The organism is Bradyrhizobium sp. PRIMUS42 (assembly GCF_023006515.1).
Lineage (GTDB): Bacteria > Pseudomonadota > Alphaproteobacteria > Rhizobiales > Xanthobacteraceae > Bradyrhizobium.
This window is the reverse complement of record NZ_JALBGZ010000641.1, coordinates 1-3,618: the sequence shown is the minus strand read 5'-3', so window position 1 is coordinate 3,618 and position 3,618 is coordinate 1. Positions and strand designations below refer to the sequence as shown.

The 3,618-nt window shown below is 66.3% G+C and carries 3 protein-coding genes and 1 pseudogene; 3 read left to right on the top strand and 1 reads right to left on the bottom strand.

Translation table 11 applies throughout. The features are described 5' to 3' along the window. A pseudogene (locus MOV75_RS30970) lies at positions 1–114 on the top strand (SIMPL domain-containing protein); the annotation flags it as partial. 186 nt (positions 115–300) lie between these two features. Here the strand turns inward: MOV75_RS30970 and MOV75_RS30965 are convergent. Then, complete coding sequence (locus MOV75_RS30965; RefSeq protein ID WP_246930280.1) at positions 301–1,365, bottom strand: MBL fold metallo-hydrolase; 1,065 nt, start codon at positions 1,363–1,365, stop codon at positions 301–303. Between the two features lie 315 nt (positions 1,366–1,680). On the opposite strand from MOV75_RS30965, the gene ffh reads away from it, so the two are divergent. Then, on the top strand, positions 1,681–3,228 hold the full coding sequence (ffh, locus tag MOV75_RS30960) for a signal recognition particle protein (protein ID WP_246930279.1): 1,548 nt from the start codon (positions 1,681–1,683) through the stop codon (positions 3,226–3,228). An 84-nt stretch (positions 3,229–3,312) separates the two neighbouring features. Beyond that, on the top strand, positions 3,313–3,618 hold a 306-nt coding region (gene rpsP, locus MOV75_RS30955; RefSeq protein WP_247007219.1), incomplete at its 3' end, for a 30S ribosomal protein S16.

Below are 3,618 nucleotides of genomic sequence, written 5' to 3'. Positions count from 1 at the left end.
GGCCGCATGGCGGCGCCGATGGCGGCAGCGCCGCAGGCGGCGGTCGCGCCGGGCGAGGAAACGCTGTCGGTGACGGTGAATGTGAGCTGGGCGATCAAGTCCAAAGAGCAATAGGTCTCGTGTCCCGGACGCGCTGCGGCACGCAGTGACACTGCGCAGAGCCGGGACCCAGGAAGCGGCACCGTACAATCCAGCGACGTGGGCCCCGGCTCAGCGGCGCATCACACCGGACGATGCTTCGCATCGCCGGGAGTGCTGCGCCGCGTCCGGGGCACGAGCGGTGTGTGCAGAGTGCGAGACCTAAATCTCCACCACCTGCCCCGGCTTCATCGCCACGAACCGCTCCTGCGGAAGTTTCGCCGCATCCAGCGCCTCGACCAGCGCCTTGGCGGGCGCGTCGATGGCCTCGTCCGTCAGTTGGAACGTGCCGTGATGATGCCCGAGCGCGGCCTCGGCGCCGCAATCAGCCAGCGCCTTCACCGCATCCTCCGGATTCATGTGCTGGTCGCGCATGAACCAGCGCGGCTCGTAGGCGCCGATCGGGAGGATCGCCAGGCGCAGCGGGCCGTGCTTCTCGGCGACGCGACGAAAATGCGTGCCGTCGCCATAGCCGGAATCGCAGACGACGTAGATCTTCCCCGCAGGCGTCTCCAACACAAAGCTCGCCCACAGCGCCTTGTTGCGATCGAACATGCCGCGCGCCGTCCAGTGCCGCGTCGGAACCAGATGCACGGCGATGCCGCCGCCGAACTCGACGCGGTCGTGCCAGTCGAAGGCTTCCACCTTGATCGTGGGATCCCAGCTGCGCATCGTCACGTCGTTGCCGAGCGGGGTGACCACGCGCGGACCAAAGTTCTTCGCGAGGCGCGACAAGGTCGCGATGTCGAGATGGTCGTAATGGCCGTGCGAGACCAGCACGACATCGATCTTGGGCAGCTTCTCGAAGGCGATGCCGGGATCGTTGTGCCGCTTCGGCCCGGCCCAGGCGACCGGCGAGACCCGCTCCGACCAGACGGGATCGACCAGAATATTGAGGCCGCCGGTCTGGATCAGCCAGCTGGCGTGGCCGACGAAGGAGAGCCGCACGTTGTCGCCGTCGACGCGCGCCGGCGGGGTATCGGCGTGGGGGCTGGGGGCCCAGTCGGGCCATGTGGCGCGCTGTCCCCGGCCGCCCAATTGCCAACGTAGCACCTCGCCGAGCGATCTCGGCGGCGCCCCGTCGGGATCGAAGAAGGTCAAGCCGTCGAAATGGTCGGAGACCGGGCCGTCGTAGGTTTTCATGCGGGACATCCAAAGGGAGGGCACGCCGACCAGCGCGCCGGCCCCGGCGAGCAGTCCAAACAGGCGGCGGCGGGTGATCGGCACGGCGGGCTTCAGCGATGGTAACGGAGGCGGGTCATTCTCTCTAATATGGGCGGTCCCCTAGGAAAAGGAACCGGGCGCCGAAACAACCCTGTTTTCAGAGCCTTGCCCTGGCAAAGGCACCCCGACACCCTAACTTTCCTTGACTTTTGGGCGTGAGCGGCGTTTAACCCCGCCACTTTCTCGGAAAGGCTTTCTTTTCGACCCGCCGACTGGCCCTGGAGGCCGGAGGTCAACGCCCGACAGCGCTGTGCGCCCTCGGGCGTAAAGGTGTTTGGAAGATCGCCATTCTGGCGAGCAGGATAAGGAACAATCGCATTGTTCGACAATCTGTCGGAACGGCTTGGCGGCATTCTCGATCGTCTGACGGGGCGCGGTGCGCTGACCGAAAAGGACGTCGATGCCGCTATGCGCGAGGTACGCCGCGCGCTGCTGGAGGCCGACGTCGCGCTGGAAGTGGTGCGCAGCTTCACCGAGCGCGTCCGCGAGCAGGCGATCGGCGCCACCGTCGTCAAGTCGGTGACCCCCGGCCAGATGGTGGTCAAGATCGTCCATGACGAGCTGATCAACACGCTCGGCGCCGAAAGCCAGACCATCGACGTCAATTCCGTGCCGCCGGTGCCGATCATGATGGTCGGCCTGCAAGGCTCCGGTAAGACCACCACCACCGCCAAGCTCGCCCGCCGCCTGGTCCAGCGCGACAAGCGCAAGGTGCTGATGGCCTCGCTCGACGTCTACCGTCCGGCGGCGATGGAGCAGCTGGCCGTGCTCGGCCGCGATCTCGATATTCCGACTTTGCCGATCGTCGCGGGCCAGCAGCCGCCGCAGATTGCGAAGCGCGCGCTGGAAGCCGGCAAGCTCGGCGGCTACGACATCGTGCTGCTCGACACCGCCGGCCGCACCACGCTCGACGAAGAGATGATGGCGGAAGCAGCCGCGATCAAAGCTGCCGCCAATCCGCATGAAGTGCTGCTGGTCGCCGACAGCCTCACCGGTCAGGACGCGGTGAACCTCGCGCGCGCGTTCGATCAGCGCGTCGGCCTCACCGGTATCGTTCTCACACGTGTGGACGGCGATGGCCGCGGCGGCGCCGCGCTGTCGATGCGCGCGGTCACCGGCAAGCCGATCAAGCTGATCGGCACCGGCGAAAAGACCGATGCGCTGGAAGATTTCCATCCCGACCGTATCGCCGGCCGCATCCTCGGCATGGGCGACGTGGTCTCGCTGGTTGAACGTGCCGCCGCCAACATCGACGCCGAAAAGGCCGCACGCACTGCCGAGCGTATGCGCAAGGGTCAGTTCGACCTCAACGACATGCGCGAGCAGCTCACGCAGATGGCGAGCATGGGCGGCATCAGCGGCCTGATGGGCATGATGCCCGGCATCTCCAAGATGAAGAACCAGATCGCCGCTGCCGGCATCGACGACAAGATCTTGAAGCGCCAGGTCGCGGTGATCGATTCCATGACGCGCGACGAGCGCCGTCATCCCGACCTGCTCAAGGCCAGCCGCAAGAAGCGTATCGCCGCAGGCTCCGGCCAGAGCGTCGAGCAGGTCAACAAGCTGCTCAAGATGCACCGGAACATGGCCGACGTGATGAAGGCGATGGGCTCGGGCAAGCGCGGCCCGCTCGCCGGCATCGCCCAGGCGATGGGCTTTGGCGGCGGCATGAAGCCTCCTTCGCCGGAAGAGATGAAGGCGATGCAGGAGAAGATGCAGGCCGGCGGTGGACAAGGTCTGCCCAGCCTGCCGAAGGATCTGCCGCCCGGTCTTCGCTCGGGCCTGCCGAATTTGCCGGGGCTTACAGGCCTCAGCGGCAAGCCGACCCTTCCGGGGCTCGGCGGATTTCCCGGCAAGAAGAAATGAGGAATTCGTCGCGAGGGACCGCACGGTCTCGCGCGGCGCGAAAATACCAATCAACCGAACAAACGTACTTTGAAGGAGAACTAGATGTCCGTCGTTATCCGCCTCGCCCGCGCAGGCACCAAGAAGCGCCCCGTCTATCACGTCGTCGTCGCCGACTCGCGCTTTCCCCGCGATGGCCGCTTCATCGAGCGTCTCGGCCATTTCAACCCGCTGCTGCCGAAGGACAACGAGACTCGCCTCAAGCTCGACATGGACAAGGTGAAGGCCTGGCTCGCCAAGGGCGCGCAGCCGTCGGACCGCGTGGCCCGTTTCCTCGACGCCGCCGGCGTCAAGAAGCGCGAAGCCCGCAACAACCCCGAGAAGGCCGTGCCGCGCAAGGAGCGCAAGGCG